This is a genomic window from Frigoribacterium sp. ACAM 257 (assembly GCF_007954365.1).
In the GTDB taxonomy this organism is placed as follows: Bacteria; Actinomycetota; Actinomycetes; order Actinomycetales; family Microbacteriaceae; genus Frigoribacterium.
Window position 1 is genome coordinate 444,013 of the sequence record NZ_VOLO01000001.1, and the last position, 22,429, is coordinate 466,441.

Genomic DNA, 22,429 nt, shown 5'->3' on the forward strand with positions numbered 1-22,429 from the left:
GCGCGGTCGGCCGACCCGGGCCCCGGAGGTGCGTCCGAGAGGCCGTCCCGGCGTGCGTCGCGGGGGCTCACGCGGGCACCCGCCACAGGGTGATCGTGCCGGTGATGCCCGGCAGCTCGAAGTCCGCCGAGTCGACGCGTTCCAGCTGAGCGCCGTAGGCGGACTCCCAGTTGACGGTGCAGGCGCTGTCGGTGAGCACCCAGCGGACGTTCGCCTCCCGCAGGTGCTCGAGGTCGAGCACGCCCGCCGTCCGGTCCGCCGACACCTGGTCGATCGACGCGCGGTCCTCGGGCCACGCCATGCCCAGGTTGTAGTTCACGACGGGAACGCCGGCAGCGATCTTCAGCTGCATGGGCTCGATGCACGGGTCGCCGACGAGGAGGCCCGTGGCGTCGCCTGAGCCGCCGGCCGTGTCCTCGATCGACCTCGTCGCCGCGGTCATCGCCTGGTCGCGCGTCGTGTTGTAGTCGATGAGCTGGTGGTACTCGTCGTCCTGGGCGAAGCGGACGAAGTCCACCGCCGACAGGGCGGCGAGCCCGACGCACACCGTCACGACCGCGCCGACCGTGCGTCGGACGACCGGCCCGAGGGCGGGGCCGTCGACGAGCAGGTCGCGCAGCACGATCGCGCCGACGGGGAGGATCGTCATGCAGACGAGCACGAAGGTGTCGAGCCAGAAGCGGTAGGGCTCCTGGTTGGCGCCCCAGATGTCGTTCGAGGAGGCGAGGAACCAGGCGGCGAGGACCCCGACGGGGTAGGCGACCCAGAACGGACGACGCCGGGCGACGCCGGCGGCCGCGATGCCGAGCAGCGGCAGCCAGAGAGCGGCCGACCCCACGACGCCGTGCCAGTCCACGCCCAGGTTGGCGCTCGAGGCGACCCGGTAGGTGAGGAACGGATCCCCGGAGGCGACGCCTCCGAGGGTCGCGCTCAGCTGGGGAGCAGCGGCCGCGAGGGCGACGACGCCGTACACGGCGAGGAGTCCGCGACTGCGCACGAGGGCGACGACGAGCCCGGGCAGCGCCGGCAGGAGCCCGAACATCAGGGTCACGAGGGGGCCGGCTGAGTCGGCGATCCCTGGGCCGAACACGAACACGGCGACGACCCCCGCGCCCGAGACGAGCCACAGCAGACGGCGCCCGATCACGACGAGCCAGTACGCCGCGAGCACGAAGGCGACGAGGTAGATCGTGACGAGGAACGAGTAGGTCTGGATGTTCGCCATCAGGCCGATCATCCCGGCCGCCACGACGGAGAGCGCCACCCGGGCTCCGGTCGCGCGGACGTGCGTCCACGCGACGAGCAGCAGCAGCAGGGCGGTCCCGCCGAGGCACAGCGAGACCGTCTCCCCGTTGATCGTGAACAGCGTGCCGAAGGCCCCCCAGAGCACGGCGTGCGCGTCGAGCTTCTGGAACCAGCCGTCGGGAGAACCGGAGAAGGAGGAGAAGGTGCCGACGACGAACGGCAGGGGAGCGAGCAGCCCCGCCCAGAGGCGCCTGGTGAGGAGGACCAGCGTCAGGGCGAGCACGGCCACGAAGACCAGCTGCACCGCCAAGCCCGAGACGGCCCAGGCCTGCAGCGGGTCGAGTCCCGTCAGGCGTGAGATGTGCCCGAGCGCGACGTACCAGAGGTGCGGGTAGTTGTTCACGCCCGTCTCCGTGAACGGCTCGAGGGCGTCCGACTTGCCCTCGGCGGTGTTCACGACCATCGACATGTACGACAGCTGGTCGTACGGGAAGTAGTCGCGGAACGAGCTCCAGGCGAAGTCGGGGCGGGTCAGGAGCATCCCCGCCTGCAGCCAGAGGTGCGCGAGCGCGGCCACGAGGGCCACGCCCACGGCGACGGCGGCGCGCACGGGACCGCCCGAGACGCGCTCGCGCGCGCTCGCGAGCCAGGGCCGGACGGCGCCGAGCGACCCGGAAGCGGGCGACGAAGGGCGTCGGGACTCGGACGGAGGAGGCGCGTCGGTCGTCACGGGGTCAGGTCCAATCTCTCGACGTCGTCCTGCAGGACCGCCGCGTGGTCGATGCCGACGGACAGCGAGGTGGCCGTCGTCGTGGCGCCTCCGTCGGTCGAGCCCTCCACGGTGACGTGGGTGGTGCCCGGCGCGAAGGCCGCGGGGAGGTCCACGTCCACGCTCGCGTCGGACACGGGGACCACCGTCCGGGTGCCGTCCGGCGTCGTCACCACCACGGCGTCGACGCCGGGCAGCGTCGTCAGCTCGAGGCGGAGGGAGCCGGCGACGGCGTCCTCACGGTCGTTCTGCACGTCGACGCTGTTCACGGTGTTGTCGCCCCCGACCGTCGGGTCGGTGCTGCCCGGCGTCGCCACCAGGGGCTGCCGGATCGCGTCGCGGAGCTCGTCGAGCTCTGCCCGGGGCAGGGCGGCCGCGGCGTCGCGGAGCTCTTGAGGGACGGTGTAGAGCACCCACCGGCCGTCGTCCGAGGTGAGCGAGGGCGCGCCGAGGGCACCGTCGAGCCCCGACTCGAGCTCGGCGCCCCGGTCGACGGTCCCGTCACGGTCGACCAGCACGCCGTCGAAGCCGAGGACGGCGACCTGGTCGGCGATCGACGCCGCGTCGTAGTCCTGCGCGGCCGCGGGCCACTCGGCGGCCGTCCGCCCCTTGATGCCGCCCGCGGACCACCTGACCGTCGTGGTGTGCAGGTAGGGGATCAGCACCTCCGCGTAGTCCAGCCCGCTCTCGAAGTCGTGGCCGGTCGACGCGCTCGCCTCCGGGAAGTCCGAGTAGGGCAGCTGGAGCACCTGCGCGCCGTCGCCCACCTCCGTCTGCACCTGCGAGAAGAAGGACGAGCGGGCGGCCCAGGTCGCGTCGAGCTCGGAGTAGTCGGGCACGAGCTCGGCACTGGTCTGGTCCCAGGTGCCGCCCGCGAGCAGGACGGCCCCGACGGCGAGGGTGGCGGTGGTCGGCGCCAGGTGCAGGTGAGGTCGCCACGTCACGACGCGCGCGACGGCGGCGTCGAGCGCGAGCCCGAGACCCGCGAGCGACAGGAGCGCGATGACGATCGACATCCGGTTCGCTCCGCGCAACGAGCTGGTGACGAACGAGAAGAGGCTGGAGAGCCCGCCCAGGGTGCCGAAGAGGAACGCCACGAGCGCGAGGCCGGCCATGAGGCGGACCGTCCGGAATCGCTCCGCGTTCGCCGGCGTCGAGCCGGCTGCGGGGCGTCGACGTCCGAGCAGCGTGGACACGGCCACGACGACGAGCAGCACGAACCCCGCCGCGGCGACCGCGCCGAGCACGGGGGTCTCGGACCGGTAGGGGAAGTAGTCGTCGTAGTACTCGCGGAGGTTCGAGAGGAGCTGCACCCGGTGGCCCGGCATCGGCAGCAGAAGCTGGGTCAGCTTCAGCGAGTAGTACTCGGTCTCGACGGGTGTCCGGACGAGAGCGCCGCCGTCGGAGCCGTTGCGCCACGACCAGAGCACGTCGGGCAGCATGTTGAGGACCGCCGTCAGCACGACGACCAGGCCGGCGACGACCGCGCCGCCGAGGCGACGCCAGTCGCGCAGACGCCACCACGAGGCCACGCCCACGAGCGCGATGAACACGACGGTGAAGAAGCCGTAGTACGTGGCGCCGGTGACGACGAGGGCCGAGGAGGCGGCGACCGCGGCCCCGCGACCGGTCAGGACGGCGAGCACGGGGTTCCGCACGCCGGCCCGGCGCAGCCAGAGCGGCTGGCCGGTGGCGATCAGGTGCACGACCCAGAAGGCGAGCGGCAGGGTGAAGTACGACGAGAGCGCGAGGTGGTTCTCGTTGCGGATGAAGTGGTACGGCGCGAGGGCGAAGAGCACCGAGAGCACCACCGACAGGATGCGGGACATGCCGATCCGGAGGAAGAAGAAGGTCGCGGTCAGCGCGACCAGGACGAAGCCCAGCACGTACCAGACGTTCAGGGCGGCAGCCCAGTCGCCGAGCACCGCAGAGAGGACCCGCGCGGCCATGAACTGCAGGTTGTCCGCCGTCGGGAAGTCGTGGTACTGCTGCCCGAACGGGGCGCCGAGGAGGGGCTGCGACTCGTACCAGCCGGTCTCGGACACCGTCTTGAAGTGGGCCGCGACGGCGAGGGCGTCGTTGCGGTCGAAGAACGGCACCGTCCAGTCGGCCCGCCACAGCTTCATCGCGAAGACGACCCCCGCCGCGGCGAGCACGCCGGAGACGAGGTAGGCGGTGCCCCACCAGTCGGCGGCACGGCGCACGGTGCCGCGCCGCTCGACCCGGGTCGTCGTCGATCCGCGGGGCGGTGCCATCAGCGGCGGCCCGAGGCGCGCTCGCCGGCCTGCATCCGGCGTCGGAGGACGAGGTAGACGAGTCGACGCGACTGTGCGGCCAGGCGTGCCCGCAGGTCGCCGAGGCGGCGGTCGCCGGCGCTCACGACCTCAGGGTGCTCGCGGTGCAGCTCGGCGTGGTAGCCGCGCGCCTGGCGGGACTGCTCGGCCGAGAGGGCCACGCTCCACTGCGTGGAGCTCAGGCGGAACCCGCCGGCGAGCGAGGGGACGGCGACGAGGTCGCCCCGCAGCAGCACCCGGCAGTAGCTGGCCTGGTCGATCAGGTACGGGAACGCCGGGTACCACCCGCCGGCCTCGACGAGGGCCGATCGGCGGAAGGTCACGCAGAAGGGCTCGCCGAACACGTTCGTGCCCGCGCGCACGGTCGCGCGGACCGCCTCGGCGCCGGGGACGAGCCGTCGGCCCCAGTCGCGGCCCCGACGGCGGAGGACGGTGGCGCCCGAGGCGTCGATCAACGAACGCGGGGACGACGCGACGACGGCGGTCGGCTGCTCGTCGAGGGCCTCGACGTGGTCGCGGAGCGTTCCCGGGTGCAGGACGTCGTCGCCGGGCACGAGGCGGAGGTACTCGCCGGTGGCGGCGTCGGTCACGCGAGTCCAGTTCGCCGGTGCGCCGCCTCCTGCGGGGGTCTGCAGCAGCGTGACGCGGGGGTCGTCGGCGTAGGCCTGCAGGCGCTGCCACGTGTCGTCGGCCGACGAGTGGTCGGCGACGACCAGCTCGAAGTCGTCGTAGTCCTGGGACAACACGGAGCGCACCGTCTCGTCGATGAAGTCGGCGTTGTTGAAGGACGGGATGACGACGGTGAGACGGGGGGACATGCACGCTGCTCTCTGGCTCGATCAGTGAGCCAGTGTACTGGCGGGCCCCGGTGGGGGCGGGCAGCCTCGCGCAGGCCGTCGGGACGATGTGTGATGATGATTCGTCGCCTGCCGGGCGACGTCGTCGCCCCGGCGACGGGGACTGTCGCCGCGTGAGGCGCGAGGCATGGAGATCCGTGAGTACTGAATCCGAGGCGCGCATCCAGCGCATCGCGACCCTTCCCTTCGAGAAGGCGGGCGCCGCGAGCGGCGGGCTCATCTCGGGCGTCGTGCCCGCGGTGCGCGACATCTGGGGGCACCGGGCCCTGCTCGACCTGCTGATCCGCCGCGAGCTGAAGGCCCGCTACAAGGACAGCGCGCTCGGGTTCGTGTGGAGCTTCATCCGGCCGCTCACCATGCTCGCGATCTACTACTTCGCCGTGGGACAGGTGCTCGGCGCCGCGCGGTCGGTTCCGCAGTTCGCCATCTACGTCTTCGCAGGACTCACCCTGTGGGGGCTCTACAACGAGATCATCGCCGGCGGCACGACGTCCATCCTCGCGAACGCCGGGCTGATCAAGAAGGTCTACGTCCCGAGGGAGCTCTTCCCGCTGGCCTCGCTGGGGTCGGCCCTCTTCAACTTCGTCGTGCAGTTCGCCGTGTTGCTCGCGGCCGTGCTGGTGCTCGGACAGTTCCCGCTCTCGTGGAACCTGCTCTACGTCCCGGTGGCCGTGGTGCTCACCGTCATCTACGGCCTCGCCTTCGCGCTGTTCCTCTCGGCGGTCAACGTGTACCTCCGCGACGTGCAGTACCTCGTCGAGGTGGCGCTGCTGATCCTGTTCTGGGCGTCGCCCATCGTCTACTCGTTCGGGATGGTCGTCGACCGGGCGGCCGCCCGCGGACAGGAGTGGATCGTCACGCTCTACCAGCTGAACCCCATGACGGACATCATCCTCGCGTTCCAGAAGGGGATCTGGCGCGCGGGCAGCGAGACCTCCGTGCTGGACGACGGCACCGTCATCCCGCCGCAGCCGTTCCCTGCCGACCTCGACTTGCGCCTCCTCGTCATCGGCGTCGTGGGGCTCGTCCTGCTGCTCCTCGCCCAGCGGGTCTTCGCCCGCCTGCAGGGCAACTTCGCCCAGGAGATCTGAACCGTGAGCACTGCACCCACCTCGCCCGTCTCGGTCGTCACGATGACCGGCGTCTCGAAGCGCTTCGTCATCCGCAAGGAGAAATCGCTCAAGGAGCGCATCGTCAACCTCGCCAGGTCGAACAAGCACAAGGACGACTTCTGGGCGCTCCGCGACGTCTCGCTCGAGATCGAGGCAGGCACGACCGTCGGGCTCATCGGGGCCAACGGCTCGGGCAAGAGCACCCTGCTGAAGGTGATCGGCGGCATCCTCCAGCCCACCACCGGCGAGGTGCGACGTCGAGGTCAGCTCGCGGCGCTCCTCGAGCTCGGGGCGGGGTTCCACCCCGATCTCACGGGCCGCGAGAACGTGTTCCTGAACGGCTCGATCCTCGGGCTCACGCAGCAGCAGATCGCCGGCTTCTTCGACTCGATCGTCGACTTCAGCGAGATCGGCGAGTTCATCGACACGCAGGTGAAGTTCTACTCGTCGGGCATGTACGTCCGGCTCGCCTTCGCCATCGCCATCCACGTCGACCCCGACGTGCTGCTGGTCGACGAGGTGCTGGCCGTGGGCGACGAGCCGTTCCAGCGGAAGTGCCTGGACAAGATCGCGCAGTTCCAGCGGGAGGGGCGGACGATCGTCATCGTCACGCACGACCTCGGGACGGTCGAGTCCCTGTGCGACCGGGCGGTCGTCCTGTCCCACGGCGCCGTGATCTTCGACGGCGACCCCGTCGAGGGCGTGGCCGCCCTGCGGCGGAACTTCTCGTAGCGTGACGGAGCGCCGCAGCCCGCTGGTCGCGCTGGGCACCGGCACCGTCCTGCTGGGCGGGTGCAACTACCTCTACCTGGCCCTGGTGGGGAACATCGTGGGCGGCGTCGCGAGCGCGCCCGTCTCGGTGCTCTGGACGATGATGGCCGGCATCGCGGTGGGGCTGTTCCAGCCGGTCGAGCAGATGCTCTCGCGGGGCATCGCCCGGGCACGCGACGGAGGGGCGTCGACCCGGCCGATCGTGCTGCGGACGCTGGGGCTCGCCGGCGTCGTGCTGGCGGTCGCGCTCGTGCTGCTGCTCGTCTTCGCCGAGCCCGTCGGGCGCCTCCTCTTCTCCGGGCAGACGGAGTTCGTCTACCTCTTCGGCGTCGGTCTCGTCGCCTCGACGGCCCTGTTCGCCGCGCGCGGCTGGCTGGCCGGCACGGGCCGGTTCGGACGCTACGGGCTCGAGATGTCGCTCGAGGGAGTGCTGAAGGTGCTGGGCGTCGTCGCCCTCGCCGCGGGCGGCGCGACCGATCCGCGGCTCCTGGGCTCCGTCCTGGTCGCGGCGCCGATCGCGGCAGCCGCCGTCGCCCTCGTCGGCGTGCGACGGGGAGAGACGGTGCCCGAGGCTCCGCACGTGCCGCCGACGCCCCGGTCGTCCGACCTGGCGGCCTACGCCGCGCTGACCACGGGCTCCCTCCTGCTGCAGCTCTTCGTCAACGTGGGCGTGATCCTCGCCCAGGTGGCCGTCAGCGGCGAGGCCACGGCCTACACGGCGAGCCTCGTGGCCGCGCTCGCGGTCGCCCGCGTGCCCCTGTTCCTCTTCAACGCGGTCCAGTCGCTCATGCTGACGCGGTTCACGGTCGACGTGCAGCGTGCCCGGTTCGCGGCCCTCGTCCGGTCCCTGGCCGGGTGGAACGTCGCCGTCCTGGGGCTCGGCGTCGTCTGGGTGGTGCTGGTCTGGCTCACGGGCGCCGTGGTGGTCTCGTGGTTCGGCGAGGGCTACGAGATCGCCACGACGGACCTCGTGCTGCTCGCCGTGTCCTGCGTGCTGCAGATCGTGACCATGGTCGTGACGCAGGCCCTGCTGGCCCTCCACCGCGAGCGGTCGGCCACGCTCGTGTGGCCCGTCGGCCTCGCCGTGCTGCTCGCGGTGTACCTGCTCTCGCCCGCTGACCTGGGGACGGCCGTCGCGGCGTCCATGGTGGCCGGGACGGCGGCGACGGCGGCGGCCGCGACGGCGCTGGCCGCGTGGTCGATCCGTCGTGCGTCGGCGTCGGCCTCGGCCTCGGCATCCGAGTCCGCGTCGGCGTCGGCGTCAGGAGACTCGTCGGCGTCAGCGGAACTGGGCCGTGGGGCGCGCCTCGAGCCGTGAGCGCCACGAGCGCTTGCGCGCCGCGATGGCCGACGTCGCCACCACGAGCATGAGGGTGCCCTCGAAGAGCGCGTAGCTCTCGGCGATCGACACGACGGCGATCAGCACGAGGACGAGGGCGGGCCAGACGTAGGCCACGATCGGGTGCGACGACGCCGTGGTCCACGCCCTCACGAAGGCGAGGCCGCCGGCTGCGGCGAGCAGGAGCACGCCCACGAGCCCGACCTGGAACCACGTGTCGAAGAGGGCTCCGAGCCCGGTCGCGGAGGGGCGGCCCGCGGGCGTCAGGAGGGTCGAGAAGGGGAACACCTCGGTGGGCCACTGGCCGACGAAGCCCCAGCCCTGCAGGGAGTTGACCTCGATCAGCTGCCGGAGGCGCGCCCAGAGCGCGATGCGGACGTCGACGTCGCCCGTGGCGTCGACGGCGGGGAATATCTGCTCCCGGCTCAGCCAGGCGACCACGCCGCCCAGGGAGACGATCCCGGCCAGCGCGCCCTGGATGAGAGGACGTCGGGTCGGGGGAGCCTTCCGCAGCGAGCGCAGGGCCAGCCCCGCCACCACGAGCGCGAGGACCGCGGCCGCCGTCACGGGGGACCGCGAGAAGAGGACGCACAGCGCGGCGAGCGTGCACGACGCGAGCCCCAGGCCCTTCGCCACCGAGCGGGTCAGGTACTCGACGGCGAAGGTGACCAGCCCGAACGCGGCGAGGAACCCGAGGTAGTTCCTCGTGCCCGCGATGCCCTGGATGGGCCCGCCGAGGGCGAGGTCGCCCGCGATGCCGAGGAACCGGATGGGCTGGTCGATCAGGAGCCCGCTGAGGACCTCGAGGGCCAGCGACGTCACCAGGAGGATGCGCAGGGCGTCACCGGAGGCGCGGACGACCTGCACGAGGTCGCGCCCGAGTGCCAGGTACAGGCCGAGTGCGCCGAAGGCGACGGCGTACGCGACGCCGCCGATCGTGGCCCACGTGTAGTCGCTCCAGAACACCGAGACCGCCCACCAGCCGAACAGGGCGATCAGCGACACGGGCAGGATGCCGTGCCACTCGATGTGGCGGCGCTGTCCGAAGAGCGAGCACGCGGCCAACGCGACGAGCGACACCAGCACGGCGAGGGAGCCCGGCCAGCCGATCAGCGCACGGACGGCGTGCGCGGAGAACGCGTACACGACCACGGCGACGGCGAGCGCTTGGCTGAAGTGCCCGCCCGCGGAGAACCCGATCCACGCGGAGACGTAGCGGCGCACGGGCTCGTGCGCGCCTCCGGGGGATCCCATCGCACCATCATGGCAGCCCGTGCCTCGCCGACCCGCCGCGTCGCCTGGGCTAGAGTCGTGCCGTGCTGCCCACGAACGACCCTGTCCACTCCGGCCGCGGAGCCCTCGTCATCATCCCCACCTACGACGAGGTCGACAACATCGAGCTCATCATCGGACGCCTCCTGGCCGCCGTGCCCGACGCGCACGTGCTCGTCGTCGATGACGCCAGCCCCGACGGCACCGGCGATCTCGTGGAGCGCATGGCCGCGGCCGACGACCGCGTGCACGTCGAGCACCGGACGGGCAAGCTGGGCCTCGGCGCCGCGTACGTCTTCGGCTTCGGCTGGGGCCTGCAGCGCGGGTACGAGTTCCTCGTCGAGATGGACGCGGACGGCTCCCACCCGCCCGAGCGGCTCCCGGCCATGCTCGCCCGCGTCGCCGCGCAGGCGCCGGACGCGCCGGCCCTCGCCATCGGCTCCCGATGGGTCCCGGGCGGCAGCGTGGTCAACTGGCCGGTCAGCCGACAGATCCTGAGCCGTGGGGGGAACACCTACGCCCGCATCGTCCTCGGCCTGTCGCTGAAGGACGTCACCGCCGGCTTCCGCGCCTACCGGGCCGAGACGGTCCGGGCCATGGACCTGTCCGGCATCGACTCCAAGGGCTACTGCTTCCAGGTCGACATGACCCTGCGCGTGCTCGACCAGGGGCGCCGCGTCGTCGAGGTGCCGATCGAGTTCCGCGAGCGCGAGAGGGGCGAGTCCAAGATGAGCCAGGCGATCGTCGTCGAGGCCATGGTGCGCGTGACGCAGTGGGGCGTCGCGCGCCGACTCGCGGCCCTCCGCGGCGCCCGGCGCCGCTAGCCGTCACTCGCTCGCCAGCCGTCGGCCGTGGGACGCCGCCGGCCGCTGACCGCTGGCCGGCGGCCTTCGGGTCGCTGACCGCTAGCCGGCCTTCGGGTCGCTGACCTCGAACAGGAGGTAGCGACCGTCGGCGGACGCGACCTCCGGGTCGACGTCGCCCGCGGCGGCCTCGACGAAGGGGCGCCAGCCCTGGGGGGCGTCGCTGTAGCCTGCCGTGTCGACCAGCACGGCGCAGGCGGACGTCTCCTCGACGGTCTCCGCGAACGACCGGGCGGTCCGTACGTCGGCCCAGACGTCCCAGCCCGTGGTCCCGCGGACGGACCCGTAGCTCCACTCGAGCTGGCCGGGTGTCGAGTAGAGGTACGGCAGGGCCTCGTCGTAGTCGTTGAGCTGGCCGATCTTGCCGCTGTCGGGGAAGCTCTTCAGCGGGAGCTGCACCACTCCGCAGCCGTCCGGCAGCGCCTCCTCGGCTGCCTCGACGAAGACGGAGGTCTGCGTCCCGTCGGTCGGGCGGATCGGGTACGCGTGGTCGACGCCCGTCACCTGGTCGGGCACGGCGACCGCGACGACAGCGAGGACCGCGGCCAGCTTCAGGCCGGCCTTCCTCGGCACCGCGTCGACGAGGAGCGCCACGGCGGCGAGGCCGAAGAGGATGAGGAAGATGCTCAGGCGGCTCCAGGCACGGATCTGCGGGCCGATGACGAGCGCCACGAAGACGCCGAGCCCGGAGACGATGTAGAACGCGAAGGTCCACGCGGTGGCGAAGGCCAGCACCCGGATCTGCGGGCGCGTGACGAAGCGCCCCACCGCGGTCGCCTGCAGGCCCCGCCCCGACGTGGCGGTGGTGACGAAGACGACGGCGAAGAGCAGGACGATGCCGATCGACGCGAGGAGGGGCGCACCGGGCGGCTCCGTCGTCGAGATGGCGTTGCCCTTGGCGTACTCGGCGGCGAACTCGTCGAAGAACGTGAGGTCCGAGCCGGCCCACGGCGTGAGGAGGGTGACGAGCTTGCCCGCGTAGTACTCCGACTCGCCGACGAGCCGGTCGTTCACGTAGGGCGCGTAGCGCTCGCCGAAGCCGAGGCCCAGGACGACGAGGGCCGTGCCGACGGACGCGGCGAGCGACCCGAAGGCGAGCGTGGGCCACGCGAGCTGCCTGACGCCCTCGCGGCGGACGAGCACGGCCACGACGCGAGCCGCCCAGGTCCCCGCGACGACGATGGCGGCGAAGACGAAGTAGTAGGCCCCGGTCGTGGCGATGAGGAGGCTGAGCATCACCACGGGGGCGCCGTGTGCCAGCCGTCGGGCCAGCGGCGACGCGTACCTCGCCCCCCACCGTCGGAACGGATCGGTCGACGGGCCGGCCGCGACGAGGACGAGGATGCCGGCCAGGGGGATCGCCCAGTAGGCGGCCAGGAACGCGTGACCGGCGGCCACGCGGAAGAAGTGGTACGGCGCGACGCTGAACAGCACGGCGAACAGGACCCCGACCGCCGGCCGGACGCGCACCGCCCGGAGGAACGCGTACCCGGTCACGGCGGTCGCCGCGAACGTGAGCAGGTAGTACAGGTTCAGCATCAGCAGGCCGCCGTCGAGCACCGTGGCCATGGCGGCCATGACCAGGGCCGACGCGACGTCGACCTGGCTGCTGAAGAAGACGTTCAGGCCGTCGGGGAACCCCAGGGCCGGGTTGTCGGCGAACGAGAAGGACTGGGTCGCCGAGGTGAAGAGGGTGTAATGCAGGATCGCGTCGTCCCCGCCGGCCTGCCAGCGCTGGGAGAGGTCGGCCGGGCTGATCCTGAAGGCGACGACGGCGACGGCGACGCTGATGATCGCCGCCGCCACCGCCCCGGCGAGGTCGATGAGGCGTCTGCGGACGGGCGACGGTGCGGCGGAGGACATCGGCTCGACCTTATCGAGCGTCGGCTCCCTCGCCGGCCGCCACACGCGGCGCAGGTCGGTCGCGGTCCGTCCAGCCGTAGGCGTCGCGACGGGTCACCACGACGACGATCACGAAGATCGCCCAGCCCCACTCGACGATGAGCCGCGACTCGGTCAGGCCGTGCACGAGCAAGAGGGCGAGCAGCAGCACGGGCAGCAGGTCGAGCGCGGACCACGCGGCCTCGCGCCTCACGCCGAGGACGCGGCGGTCGGTCGCCCACGACCACGCCCGCAGCAGCACTCCCGCCACGACGAGCAGGAACAGGACGAGGCCGACCCAGCCCAGCTGGAACCAGACGTCGAGGTACGCGTCGTGCGCCTGCAGGTAGACGACGCCGTTCCGCTCGGCGAGGTCGATGAACGGCTCGGAGATGGGGATCCAGTAGCTGACCCAGCCCCAGCCGACGACGGGGTGCTGCACGCCGAGGTCGAGGACCGCGGCCCAGATGTCGGTACGGCCGGTGAGGTCGCCGCTCCGCCCCGCCAGGGCGAGCAGCGGCTCCCGTGCGAGCACCAGCAGCCCTGCCGCGAGCAGGGCCAGCGCGGCGGCGACGCCGTAGACCCGACCGCGCCCCTCGACGGGCGTGGCCCGCAGCCTGGTCACGAGCAGGAGCACCAGGGCGACGGCCACGGCGCAGACCAGCGTGGTGGCCGACCGGGTGAGCAGGAGGACGACGACGGCGGCCGCGATGCCGACCCTACCGGCGTTTTTCGTCACCTGTGCGGCCGAGAGCTGCACCGCCGTCACGACCAGGGCGAGGAGCGCGAGCACGGCGAGGATGTTGCTGTTGCCCTGCAGTCCCTGGATGCGGCCCCCGGTGAAGAGCTCGGCGCGTGACCAGAAGAACGCGTCGGGAACGTCGCCCGAGCAGTCGGTGTAGACGGTGCAGACGGGCTGGCGGACGAAGACGCCGACGACGAGCTCGAAGAGCAACGAGAGCCCGACGTGCAGCCGGAGGGCACGACCCAGCGCGACGACGATCGACGGCCAGGGCAGCGCCGACGTGACGGCGACGGCTCCGAGGGTCGTCGCGAGCGTGGCGACGATGCCGATCGCCGAGGCGGCCGGGTACTGCGACCAGGCCAGTGAGACGACGGCGAAGGCCAGCCAGAGCACGAGGAGGCGCGGCAGGCTCCGCACCCGTGGCGGGTGCCGCACGACGACGACCGCGGCGGCGACCACCATGACGCCGCAGACCACGCCCCAGCCCCAGAAGCTCGTCGCGTTCCGCAGCACGTCGCCGCCGAGCAGGACGAGGAAGACGATCGTGGCGAAGAGCGTGCGGGCACGCTCGGGAGGCGCCGGCGCGGCACGGCGAGCGGGGAGCGTCGTCGTCATGCGGACCAGGCTAGACGACGGCGCGCCCCCGCCGGGCCGGTGGTCAGACGAAGGCCGCCTGGCCGGTGATGCTGCGCCCGACGATGAGCGTGTTCATCTCGCGCGTGCCCTCGTAGCTGTAGAGGGCCTCGGCGTCGGCGAAGTGGCGTGCGACGTCGTAGTCGAGCACGATCCCGTTGCCGCCCAGCACCTCGCGGGCGTGCGCCACCGTCTCGCGCATCCGGGCCGTGGTGTAGGCCTTGGCGAGCGACGCGTGCTCGTCGCGCTGCTTCCCGTCGTCGAGCATCTGTGAGACCCTCACCACCATCCCGAGCGACGCGGTGATGTTGCCGATGCACTTGACCAGCAGGTCCTGGATCAGCTGGTGGGCGGCGATGGGCTTGCCGAACTGGATGCGCTCCCCGGCGTAGGCCAGGGCCGCCTCGTAGGCGCCGATCGAGTTGCCGACCGCGGCCCAGGCGACCTCGGCCCGGGTGAGCCGCAGCACGGAGGCGGTGTCGCGGAAGGAGTTCGCCTGCTGCAGGCGGAGGCTCTCCGGCACCCGGACCCCGTCGAGCACGATGTCGGCGTTCTGGACGATGCGGAGGCTCTGCTTGTCCTCGATCTTGGTCGCCGTGTAGCCGGGGGTCGATGTGGGGACGATGAAGCCCTTGACCTGGCCGTCCTCGGCGCTCTTGGCCCAGATGATCGTGAGGTCGCTGAAGGTCGCGTTGCCGATCCAGCGCTTCGACCCGTTCAGCACCCAGTCGTCGCCGTCACGGGTCGCGACGGTGCGGAGGCCCTGCGCCGAGTCGGAGCCCGAGAGCGGCTCGGTGAGGCCGAAGGCGCCCACGAGCTCGCCGCTCGCCATCCTCGGCAGCCACTCGGCTCGCTGCTCGGGGGAGCCCCCGACACTGATCGATCCCATCGCCAGCCCGTTCTGGACGCCGACGAAGGTGGCGACCGACGCGTCGACCCTGGCCAGCTCGAGGGCGACCCAGCCGCGGAACACGGCCGAGTTCTCGAACGGGCGCGTCTCCTCCCAGGGGAGGGCGAAGATGCCCAGGTCGGCGAGCCCCTTGACGATGCGCGTCGGGAACTCCGCGCGTGCCCAGTGGTCGTTGACGATCGGCTTCACCTCGGTCTCGAGGTAGTGCCGCAGGTCGGCCAGCACCGACTTCTCGCGGTCGGTGAGCAGGTCTTCGTACCCGTAGAAGTCGCTCGCGAGCGAGGTGAACGAGGTGAGGGTCGGTGTGGACATCAGGTGGCTCCGTTGCTCCGTGTCGTGGTGGCGACGACCGGCGCCCGCGCGCCGTCGTCCCTGGTGAGACGCGGCGAGCCTAGGCAGGCAGGTCGGGAGCGGCAACGAGCTTGGTAGTTTTGGCCAAGACCTCCCCGCCCGGGCGCTCGGCCCTTTGTAGAGGGGGCCCAAGCCCGGCCGACAGGTCGCAGCGCACGCCGCCCGACGGGCACGACCCACGACACGCTCGGAGAACCATGTTCCTCGCCATCACCAACACGCCGCGCGACTACGCGTGGGGCTCGCGCACCGCGATCTCCGAGCTGCTGGGCCGCAGGCCCTCCGGCGGGCCGGAGGCGGAGCTGTGGCTGGGGGCGCACGCGGGGTCGCCGAGCATCGTCGTGAACCCCGCCGTCGTCGACGGCGCCGACACCCTGGCCGACTGGTTCGCGGCCGAGCCGGCCCGGGCGCTCGGCCGGGGCCGCACCGAGCTGCCGTTCCTCCTCAAGGTGCTCGCCGCCGACCAGCCCCTCTCGATCCAGGCGCACCCGACGCCCGAGCAGGCCGAGGAGGGCTTCGCCCGCGAGGAGGCGGCGGGCGTCCCCCTGGGCGCGCCGCACCGCAACTACAAGGACCGGTTCCCGAAGCCCGAGATCATCGTCGCCCTCAGCGAGCGGTTCGACGCGCTGTGCGGCTTCCGCGCCCCGGCCGAGACGCTCGCGGACATCGACGCGATCGACGCGGGGACCGGGCGTCTCGCGGCCCTCCGCGGCAGCGTCGCGGCGTCGCTCGAGTCGACGCTGGCCTGGCTCTTCGACGGCTCGGACGAGTCGCGACGGGTCGTCGGGGCGGTGGCCGAGCTGGCGAGGGGGGTCGTCGACCCGACCCCGAGCACCGCGACCGTCGTCGAGCTCGACCGCCTCTACCCGGGCGACCCCGGCGTCGTCGTGTCGCTGCTGCTCAACCGGGTCTCGCTCCGGACCGGCGAGGCCCTGTTCCTCCCGGCCGGCAACGTCCACGCGTACCTCGGCGGGCTCGGCATCGAGCTGATGGCGCCCTCCGACAACGTGCTGCGCGGCGGCCTGACCCCCAAGCACGTCGACGTGCCGGAGCTGCTGCGGGTGCTCGAGTTCTCCCCGCTGCCCGTCCCGTGGCTCCGACCCGTCGAGGTGGCCCGCGGCGTCGAGCGGTTCGCCCCCGAGGGCACCGGGTTCGCCCTGCTGCGCGTGCACGCAGGAGGCGCGGGCGCGGTCGTCGAGATCGGCGGGCCCAGCATCCTCCTCGTCACCGACGGCGAGGTCGACGTCAAGGGACAGGACGGCACCATCCACCTGGCGCGGGGCGAGTCGGCGTTCGTGACCCCCGACGAGGTCCGTCTCGCGGTCAGCGGCGGCGGGCAGCTCTGGGTGGCGACGCCCGCCTGAGGCGCGCCTCGGCCTCGCCGGGCCGCAGCACCGGGAGGCGCCTCCTCGCCTCGCTAGGCTGACGCCATGTCATGGTTGGTCACCGGCGGTGCCGGGTACATCGGGTCCCACGTCGTTCGCGAGCTCACGGGGGCGGGCATGGACGCCGTCGTCCTCGACGACCTCTCGTCCGGCCTCGAGGCGTTCGTGCCCGACGGGGTGCCGTTCGTCCGCGCGAGCATCCTCGACCGCGACGCGGTCGCCGCGGCGATCGAGCAGCACGGGGTCACCGGGGTCGTGCACGTGGCCGGCTACAAGTACGCCGGGGTCTCGGTGCAGCGTCCGCTGCACACCTACGAGCAGAACGTGACCGGCACGCAGGTGCTGCTCGGCGCCATGGCGGACGCCGGGGTCGACCGGGTCGTCTTCTCGTCGAGCGCGGCCGTCTACGGCACCCCGCCGACGGACGTCGTCACCGAGGACACCCCGAAGGCCCCGGCCTCGCCCTACGGCGAGAGCAAGCTGATCGGCGAGTGGCTGCTCCGCGACCAGGCGACGGCCGTCGGCCTCCGGCACACGAGCCTCCGCTACTTCAACGTCGTCGGCTCGGGCTCGCCCGAGCTCTGGGACGCCAGCCCGCACAACCTCTTCCCCCTCGTCTTCGACGCGCTCGCGGCGGGGCGGGCGCCGCGGATCAACGGCGACGACTACGACACGCCCGACGGCACCTGCGTGCGCGACTACGTGCACGTGGCCGACCTCGCGGTCTCGCACGTCGCCGCCGCGCGCCGCCTCGACGCGGGCGAGCCCGTCGAGGCCGCCTACAACCTCGGCTCCGGAGGCGGTGTCTCGGTCGCCGAGATCATGGCCGCGATGCGAGAGGGCACCGGCATCGACTTCACCCCGGAGATCGGTCCGCGCCGTCCCGGCGACCCCGACCGCATCGTGGCCGACGGCGCGCTCGCGGCCCGCGACCTCGACTGGGAGATGCGCCACACGCTGCTCGAGATGGTGACCAGCGCCTGGGACGCGGCACCGCGCCGCTGAGCCGACGACCGCCTCCTGGGCAGGGGTGTCGGCGCTCGTGCCGACGCTCGCCGCTCCGTGGTCCGACACGCCGGAGCCCGCTTGACCCTCGATGAGGGGTGCAGGGTTTATGGGGTCCGACTTGACGTGGCCGAACTACACCGGTGTAATTGGCACATCGCAGCCGTCCAGGGAGCGAGCGACACGAGGGGAGATGTGCCATGGCGATCGACGAGAGCCGTGACGACCGAGACCTCGTCGCACCGGTCCGAGCGGGTGTGCCCGACGACTGGCACGTCGACCCGGTGCTGCTGGGCGTCCCCGGCGTCCGCCGGTCCGGCGACGACGACGAGGCCCAGCTCTCCTGGCAGGTCGACTCGCTCTGCGCCCAGACCGACCCCGAGGCGTTCTTCCCTGAGAAGGGCGGCTCGACCCGTGACGCGAAGAAGATCTGCGCCTCCTGCGACGTCCGGGCCCAGTGCCTCGAGTACGCGCTCCAGAACGACGAGCGCTTCGGCATCTGGGGCGGTCTCTCCGAGCGCGAGCGCCGCAAGCTCCGCAAGCGGGCCTGACCCGCTGCTCAGACGTCTGCACGGCGCCCGTCCCCTCCCGGGGCCGGGCGCCGTCGTCGTCGGTCGGGCGCCCGGAGGCCCGTCGATCGCCCGTCATCGGCCCCTCACAGGTAGTGGGGGACCGGCGCGGCGCGGCAGAGGTGCGGGGCGCCCGACCTAGGCTGCTCAGGTCATGCAGCCGAGAGTCACAGCGATCCTCGTCGCCCCTGGTGGAGCGACCTACCTCGACCGAACCCTCGACGCGCTGTCGCGGCAGACCCGCCCGCCGGAGTCGCTCGTGGTCGTGGACGCCGGCGGCAAGGACAGCGAGGCCGGCAGGCTCTCCCTGAGCGGCGCGGCCCAGCTGACGAGCGTGCCCGCCGGGACGACCTTCGTCCAGGCGCTCGCGCAGGGGGTGCGCGTCTCGGGGCCCGGCGACTCTCCTCGCGACGGCTCGGTCGACCCCGACGAGTGGCTGTGGTTCCTCGGGCACGACAACGTGCCCGGCCCCGAGGCGCTGGACCGCCTCCTGTCCCAGGTCGAGGTGTCGCCCTCCGTCGCCGTCGCCGGGCCCAAGCTCATGCGCTTCGACGACCCGACGGTCATCGCCGAGTTCGGCGAGACGATGACGCGGTACGGCGCGTCGATGCCGCTCGTCGAGAGCCAGCTCGACCAGGGGCAGCACGACCACCACGAGGACGTCCTGGGGGTCGCGGCCGCCGGCATGCTCGTCCGGCGCAGCGTCTGGACGGCCCTCGGGGGCTTCGACCCGGCCCTGCCGCACGTCGACTCGGCCCTCGACTTCTCCGTCCGCGCCCGTCTCGCCGGGCACCGTGTCGTGCTCGTGCCGGACGCGCGGGTGTCGAGCGCCGGCCAGCCGGAGGACTTCGGCCAGGCCCCCGGCGGACACGCCCGAGCGGCACGCCTGCACCGCGCCGCGCAGCTGCACCGTCGGCTCGTCTACGCGCCCCCCGCGGCGCTGCCGCTGCACTGGCTCTCGCTCGTGCCCCTGGCGTTCGTGCGCTCCGTCTGGCACCTCCTCACCAAGAACCCCGGGGCGGTGCCGGGGGAGTTCGCCACCGCCCTCGCCGCGGCGTTCGGGGGTTCCCGGGTGCTGCCGGCGCGGCGGGCGCTCGCGCGGACCCGGACGACCAGCTGGTCGGCCGTGGAGCCGCTGCGCGCCTCCTTCAACCTCATCCGCGAGCGGCGCGTCAGCGACCGTGACGCGCTCGTGGCGCACGGCGAGGACGCGTCCGACCCCCGGGCGAGCTTCATCGGGTCGGGAGGACTCTGGGTCGTCCTCGTCGCCGCCGTCGTGGGCGTCGTCGCGTTCCTGGAGTTCCTGCCGCAGCCGGCCCTGACCGGCGGCGGGCTCCTGCCCCTCAGCACCTCCGTCCCCGAGCTCTGGGACAACGTCGGCTGGGGCCGACACGAGATCGGCACCGGGTTCGTCGGCCCGAGCGACCCGTTCACCGCGGTGCTCGCCGTCCTCGGCTCCGTCACGTTCTGGTCGCCCTCCACCGCGGTGCTCGCGCTCTGGCTGGTCGCGTTGCCGGCCTCGGCCCTCGGCGCGTGGTTCGCGGCCCGCCGGGTCACGAGCCGGTCGTGGACCCCTGCCGTCGTCGCGGCCGTCTACGCCGTCTCGACCCCTCTGCTGTCCGGCCTGCAGTCGGGCCACATCGGCGCGGTCGTGGCGCACGTCGCGCTGCCGTTCCTGATCTGGGCGCTGATCGGGTCGGCACGCTCGTGGGCCGCCGGGGCGACCGCCTCCTTGCTCTTCGCCGTCGTCGCGGCCGCCGCACCGTCGCTGCTGCCCGCCCTCGTCGTGATCTGGCTCGGGTCGCTGGCCACCCGGCCCCGGGGCATCCACCGCATGCTGGCCGTCCCGCTGCCGGCCGTGGCGCTGTTCGTGCCGCTCGCCGTCGCGCAGATCTCGCGCGGCACCTGGTGGGCCGTCTTCGCCGATCCCGGCGTCCCCGCCAGGATCGAGCCCGCGTCGCCGTGGCAGCTGCTCGTCGCCTCGCCCGAGACCGGGCTGAACGGGTGGACAGCCGTGCTGGCCGGCCTCGGGGTGAGCGGGGCCACGGCCGCGGTCGTCGTGGCGGCCGCCTTCGTCCCTGTGGCGCTCCTCGCCGTCGCCGCGCCCTTCGTCGGCCAGGCCCGACGTGCCGTGCCGGCCCTGTCGCTCGCCCTGCTCGGCTTCGTCACGGCGGTCGCCGCGACCCACGTGTCGATCTCCGGCGTCGGCAGCGAGACGACGTCCGTCTGGGCCGGGAGCGGACTGAGCCTCTACCTGCTGGGCCTGGTCGGAGCCGCCTCGGTCACCCTCGACCGGCTGCCGCGCGTGGCGCCGACCGTGGGGGTCGTCGTCGCCGCCGTGAGCGTCGCGTCCGTCTTCCCGCTCGTCGTCGCCTCCTACGCGGGCACGGGCGACGTGCGTCCCAGCTCGGGCCGCATCCTGTCGGCGTACGTGACGGCCGAGGCGGAGGCGTCGCCCGAGGTGGGCACGCTGGTGCTGACGCCGCAGCCCGACGGCTCGCTGGCGGTCTCGCTCGAGCACGGCCAGGGCGCGACGCTCGACGACCAGTCGACCCTCGACGCCACCGCGCAGCGACTCAGCTCGACCAACGAGGACCTCACCGTCCTCGCCGGCAACCTCGTGAGCATCAGCGGCTTCGACCCGTCCGCCGACCTCGACCAGCTCGGGATCGGCTTCGTCCTGCTCGGCGAGGCCGCCGACGGCGACGACGAGGCACAGGACCTCGCGCGCCGGGCGAGCGAGGCGCTCGACGGGACCGCGTCGTTCCAGCCCGTCGGCGAGACCAGCAACGGCCTGCTCTGGCGCTGGGTGGACGCCTCGGGCGCCGCTCCCGACCGCGACGACGCCGGGCCGCTCCGCCCCGTCGTGCTCATCAGCTGGGCCCTCGTGTTCGGCTCTGCGCTCCTGTTGGCCGTCCCGACCACGCCGCGCCGTCGTCGATCGCGCGCCGGGGTGCCTGAGTCGGAGCAGCCCGCCACCACCTTCGACGAGGAGAGAGATGACTGAGCGACCCATCATCGCGCGGACCCGCCGGGTCGCGCTCGGCGCCGCCGGCCTCGCCGTCGCGGCCGTCGTCGTGGGCGCCGCGGGCGTCCTGCCGCTGCCGACGCTGCAGACCGTTCCCGCCGGGCAACTCGTGACGCCCGTGGCGGTCGACCAGCAGCGCGTCTGCGCGGGCGGGCTGCTCCGGCTCTCGGACGAGGAGGGGCAGCAGGCGACCACCGCCAGCTCCGTCGGACGCGCGAGGGTCGCCTCCGCCTCGAGCTCGGGCGACGACGAGAGCGCCGCTCTCGCCGGCGCGGACGGCAGCGCCTCGGACCCCCTGCTGTGGACGACGCCCGTCGAGGGGGACGACGTCCCGCTCGTCGCCGCGGCCCAGAGCCAGACCGTCTCGGACGGCGAGCTCGTGGGCTTCGCCGCCGCCCCGTGCACCGAGCCGACGAGCTCGACCTGGCTGGTGGGCGGTTCGACCGAGACGGGCCGCGTCTCGCTCGTCGTGCTCGTGAACCCCACGGACGTGAACGCGACCGTCGACCTGGGCATCGCCGCCGAGAACGGCCCCGTCCAGGGGCCCGGCATCGACGGCATCGTCGTCGCCCCCCGCAGCCAGAAGGTCGTGCCGCTCTCCGGCTTCGCGACCGGGCTCGTGTCGCCGGTCGTCCACGTCCAGAGCCGGGGCGGGCGGATCGTCGCCTCGCTGCAGCAGAGCGTCGTGCGCACCCTCGACCCTGGCGGCGTCGACATCGTCACCGGCGCGGCGTCGCCGGCCCGCCAGGTCGTCGTGCCGGGCATCGTCGTGCGGGATTCGGCAGCGCTCGAGGGCGCGCTCACCGAGCCGTCGTCGGCCGACCTGCAGAGCGTCGTCCGGATCTACGTCCCCGGCGACGACGCCGCACAGGTCTCGGTGACGCTCGCCACGGCCGACGGCACCGGCGCGACGTTCCAGACCAGGGCCGAGGCCGGCCGCGTCACCGACGTCCCGGTCGACGGCCTCGCCGACGGGACCTGGACGGCGACGCTCGCGTCGCAGGTCCCCGTCGTCGCCGGGGCCCGCACCTCGACGATCTCGGCCGAGGGCGCGGTCGACCTCGCCTGGGCCGCAGCGGCCCCCGCGCTTCGCGGCGACACGCTGGTGCAGGTGCCGCAGGGCCAGGGCTCCACGCTGTCGATCGCGAACCCCGCCACGGAGGCGGCCACGGCGGTCGTCGAGGTCGGCGACGACGAGCAGGAGCTCGCGGTCCCGGCCGGCAGCACGGTCGACGTCCCCGTCTCGAGCGGAGACGTGCTGACGCTGCGCGAGGCCGACGGGCTGCGGGCGGCGGTCAGCTGGTCGGCCGACGGCGCCGTCGCGTCCTGGCCCGTGACGTCGGCGTTCCCCGCGTCGACCCCGGTGGTCGTCTACCCCTAGGGCCTCGGCCGTCGGCGCC

The 22,429-nt window shown here is 73.0% G+C and carries 15 protein-coding genes and 1 pseudogene; 9 read left to right on the forward strand and 7 right to left on the reverse strand.

From position 1 onward, the window contains the following. Window positions 1-67: 67 nt before the first annotated feature. The 3 genes from ES689_RS02095 to ES689_RS02105 are packed head-to-tail and all read right to left on the reverse strand — an operon-like array spanning window position 68 to window position 5,126. Window positions 68-1,975, reverse strand: a complete 1,908-nt coding sequence (locus ES689_RS02095; protein WP_146899549.1) for a DUF2339 domain-containing protein — start codon at window positions 1,973-1,975, stop codon at window positions 68-70. After that, a complete protein-coding gene (locus tag ES689_RS02100) occupies window positions 1,972-4,269 on the reverse strand; it encodes a hypothetical protein (RefSeq protein WP_146899552.1) in 2,298 nt (765 codons plus the stop codon). The genes ES689_RS02095 and ES689_RS02100 overlap by 4 nt, the downstream gene beginning before the upstream one ends. Continuing rightward, window positions 4,269-5,126, reverse strand: coding sequence for a glycosyltransferase family 2 protein (locus ES689_RS02105; protein ID WP_146899555.1), 858 nt, complete (start codon window positions 5,124-5,126; stop codon window positions 4,269-4,271). The genes ES689_RS02100 and ES689_RS02105 overlap by 1 nt, the downstream gene beginning before the upstream one ends. Before the next feature lie 176 nt (window positions 5,127-5,302). Here ES689_RS02105 and ES689_RS02110 point away from each other — a divergent pair, with 176 nt between their 5' ends. The 3 genes and pseudogenes from ES689_RS02110 to ES689_RS02120 all read left to right on the forward strand — a co-directional run bounded on the left by ES689_RS02110 (window position 5,303) and on the right by ES689_RS02120 (window position 8,366). Continuing rightward, complete coding sequence (locus ES689_RS02110) at window positions 5,303-6,256, forward strand: ABC transporter permease (RefSeq protein ID WP_223269335.1); 954 nt, start codon at window positions 5,303-5,305, stop codon at window positions 6,254-6,256. A gap of 42 nt (window positions 6,257-6,298) precedes the next feature. Further along, a pseudogene (locus ES689_RS02115) lies at window positions 6,299-6,994 on the forward strand (ABC transporter ATP-binding protein); the annotation flags it as partial. A 16-nt stretch (window positions 6,995-7,010) separates the two neighbouring features. Further along, a complete protein-coding gene (locus ES689_RS02120) occupies window positions 7,011-8,366 on the forward strand; it encodes a hypothetical protein (protein ID WP_146899564.1) in 1,356 nt (451 codons plus the stop codon). On the opposite strand, the gene ES689_RS02125 is transcribed toward ES689_RS02120, so the two are convergent. Continuing rightward, complete coding sequence (locus tag ES689_RS02125) at window positions 8,328-9,641, reverse strand: exopolysaccharide production protein (RefSeq protein ID WP_146899568.1); 1,314 nt, start codon at window positions 9,639-9,641, stop codon at window positions 8,328-8,330. The genes ES689_RS02120 and ES689_RS02125 overlap by 39 nt on opposite strands. A 62-nt stretch (window positions 9,642-9,703) precedes the next feature. Between ES689_RS02125 and ES689_RS02130 the strand changes: the two genes are divergently transcribed. Next, complete coding sequence (locus tag ES689_RS02130; protein WP_146899571.1) at window positions 9,704-10,483, forward strand: polyprenol monophosphomannose synthase; 780 nt, start codon at window positions 9,704-9,706, stop codon at window positions 10,481-10,483. A gap of 81 nt (window positions 10,484-10,564) precedes the next feature. Here ES689_RS02130 and ES689_RS02135 read toward each other — a convergent pair whose 3' ends face one another. From ES689_RS02135 to ES689_RS02145, 3 genes are read right to left on the reverse strand one after another with little or no spacing between them, the layout of a single operon-like run. Next, window positions 10,565-12,385 (reverse strand): hypothetical protein, encoded by a 1,821-nt coding sequence (locus ES689_RS02135; protein ID WP_146899575.1) that lies wholly within the window; start codon window positions 12,383-12,385, stop codon window positions 10,565-10,567. A 10-nt stretch (window positions 12,386-12,395) separates the two neighbouring features. Beyond that, complete coding sequence (locus tag ES689_RS02140) at window positions 12,396-13,763, reverse strand: O-antigen ligase (RefSeq protein WP_146899578.1); 1,368 nt, start codon at window positions 13,761-13,763, stop codon at window positions 12,396-12,398. A gap of 43 nt (window positions 13,764-13,806) precedes the next feature. Further along, a complete protein-coding gene (locus ES689_RS02145; RefSeq protein WP_146899581.1) occupies window positions 13,807-15,003 on the reverse strand; it encodes an acyl-CoA dehydrogenase family protein in 1,197 nt (398 codons plus the stop codon). A 236-nt stretch (window positions 15,004-15,239) separates the two neighbouring features. Between ES689_RS02145 and manA the strand changes: the two genes are divergently transcribed. The 5 genes from manA to ES689_RS02170 all read left to right on the forward strand — a co-directional run bounded on the left by manA (window position 15,240) and on the right by ES689_RS02170 (window position 22,410). Continuing rightward, window positions 15,240-16,406, forward strand: a complete 1,167-nt coding sequence (manA, locus tag ES689_RS02150; RefSeq protein ID WP_146899584.1) for a mannose-6-phosphate isomerase, class I — start codon at window positions 15,240-15,242, stop codon at window positions 16,404-16,406. Window positions 16,407-16,472: 66 nt separating this feature from the next. After that, on the forward strand, window positions 16,473-17,432 hold the full coding sequence (gene galE / locus ES689_RS02155; protein ID WP_146899587.1) for a UDP-glucose 4-epimerase GalE: 960 nt from the start codon (window positions 16,473-16,475) through the stop codon (window positions 17,430-17,432). Window positions 17,433-17,632: 200 nt separating this feature from the next. Continuing rightward, on the forward strand, window positions 17,633-17,983 hold the full coding sequence (locus tag ES689_RS02160; protein WP_146899590.1) for a WhiB family transcriptional regulator: 351 nt from the start codon (window positions 17,633-17,635) through the stop codon (window positions 17,981-17,983). Window positions 17,984-18,155: 172 nt separating this feature from the next. Further along, window positions 18,156-21,008, forward strand: coding sequence for a glycosyltransferase (locus tag ES689_RS02165; RefSeq protein ID WP_146899593.1), 2,853 nt, complete (start codon window positions 18,156-18,158; stop codon window positions 21,006-21,008). Beyond that, window positions 21,001-22,410 carry a DUF5719 family protein gene (locus tag ES689_RS02170; protein WP_146899596.1) on the forward strand — a complete coding sequence of 470 codons (1,410 nt, stop codon included), beginning with the start codon at window positions 21,001-21,003 and terminating at the stop codon, window positions 22,408-22,410. Before ES689_RS02165 ends, ES689_RS02170 begins: the two co-directional genes overlap by 8 nt. Window positions 22,411-22,429 lie beyond the last annotated feature (19 nt).